A 1,923-nucleotide genomic window follows, 5' to 3' on the forward strand; every position below is an offset into this window, starting at 1 on the left:
CCGGCCGGTACCGGGATCAACCGGTACCGCAACATCCAGGTACAGCCGACGGAAGAGGCGCGCGCAGCGGCCTATACGATCCCGTCCTACGAGGACCAGTACTACAGTCCGGACTTCGGTCAGGCGACCGGCGCCGCGGTGCCGCTGGACGACTACGGCTACTCCGACTACCGGTAGCGCTTAGCGCGCGAGCAGACGCAAAGACCCCCGATTCGGACCGAATTCGGGGGTCTTTGCGTCTGCTCAGCAGGGGGGTGTTGTCCACAGGCCCGACTTTCGCGGCCGGCGCGGTCGCGCGAGGATCCGGTGTGTGTCCGTCGAGCAGATCCTCACCGCGGGCCGCGGCGTGGCCACTCGGCAACAGCTGCTCGCGGTGATGAGCCGCAAGGCGCTGGAATACCGGGTGCGGACCGGCAGGCTGATCCGGGTCTGCCGTGGTGTCTACGCCCGTGCCGATGTCGACGTCTTGGGCGCGTTGGCTGGACTCGACCTGATGGCCGGCCGGCCGCTGATCGCCTGCCTGGGCACCGCTGCTGCACTGTACGGCTTCGACACCGAAGAGACCTCTCGCATCCACGTTCTCGACCCCGGCGTTCGGATGCGGCCGACCGCCGGCTTGATGGTGCACCAGCGCGTCGGGGCGCCGATCCGCCGCGTCCGGGGCCGCCTGGTGACGACGCCCGCCTGGACGGCGATCGAGCTGGCTCGCACGTTGCGCCGGCCGCGCTCGCTGGCCACACTCGACGCAGCGCTGAACTCCGGCATCTGCACCCCGGCGGAGGTGCGCGCGGCGGCCCGTGCGCAGCGGGGACGGCGTGGAATCGTCATGGTGCGCGAGTTGCTGCGCCACGCCGACGGCCGAGCCGAATCGCCGATGGAGAGCGAGGCGCGGCTGGTGTTCATCGACCACCAGCTGCCCACCGCGGAGTTGCAGTACGACATCCGGGACCGGCGCGGCAAGCTGTGGCGGGTGGACTTCGCGTGGCCGGGCGCAAAGGTCGTCGCCGAATACGACAGCATCGAATGGCATGTCGGCCGGGACGCCCTGCTGCACGACCGACTGAAGATCGCACGGCTGCAGGAATGCGGCTGGCTGGTCATCCCGATGACGGTTGACGATGTTCGGGGCGATCCGGACGGCTTGGTGGCTCGAATCGGTGCGCACCTGTCGCAGCCTCGGATAGCGGGATGAGCTGTCGAGCAGACGTGAAAACCCCCAATTGCGCATGGAACTGGGGGTCTTAGCGTCTGCTCGCGGAGGGATACAGTGGAGCCGTGCTGATCGGTTCGCATGTGCGCGCACAGGATCCGCTGGCCGCCGCCGCGGCCGACGACGCCGATCTGGTGCAGATCTTCGTCGGCAATCCGCAGAGCTGGAAGCCGCCGGTACCCCGCAAGGATGCGGCGGCGCTGCGCGCGGCGGCGCTGCCGATCTACGTACACGCCCCGTACCTGGTCAACGTCGCCTCGCCGAACAACCGGGTGCGCATCCCGTCGCGCACCATGCTGCAGCAGACCTGCGACGCGGCCGCCCACATCGGGGCGGCTGCGGTGATCGTGCACGGCGGACACGTCACCGCCGACGACGACGACCCGGCGGCCGGGTTCGCCCGCTGGCGCAAAGCCCTCGACCGGCTGGAGACCGACGTGCCGGTCTATCTGGAGAACACCGCGGGCGGCAACCATGCGATGGCGCGCCGCTTCGAGACCATCGCCCGGCTGTGGGATCACATCGGCGACACCGGTATCGGCTTCTGCCTGGACACCTGCCACACCTGGGCGGCCGGCGAGCCGCTGCTCGACGCCGTCGAGCGGATCACCGCGATCACCGGCCGGATCGACCTGGTGCACTGCAACGATTCCAAGGACGCCGCCGGGTCCGGCCGGGACCGGCACGCCAACTTCGGTACCGGGCAGATCGAC

Annotated in this window: 2 protein-coding genes; both read left to right on the forward strand. The window is 69.6% G+C overall.

Annotation, left to right across the window (positions count from 1 at the left end; genetic code table 11):
- Positions 1-376: 376 nt before the first annotated feature.
- Positions 377-1,192, forward strand: a complete 816-nt coding sequence (locus tag AC2VNT_RS15075) for a hypothetical protein (RefSeq protein WP_486947626.1) — start codon at positions 377-379, stop codon at positions 1,190-1,192.
- An 83-nt stretch (positions 1,193-1,275) separates the two neighbouring features.
- Positions 1,276-1,923 (forward strand): deoxyribonuclease IV (locus tag AC2VNT_RS15080; protein ID WP_486947625.1); only part of this gene is annotated, 648 nt, incomplete at its 3' end.

Source organism: Mycobacterium sp. TH-M15 (genome assembly GCF_057473705.1).

Bases quoted from the DNA above. Each gene is read 5' to 3' on its own strand.
- AC2VNT_RS15075 (WP_486947626.1), top strand. From the start codon at position 377: ATGAGCCGCAAGGCGCTGGAATACCGGGTGCGGACCGGCAGGCTGATC.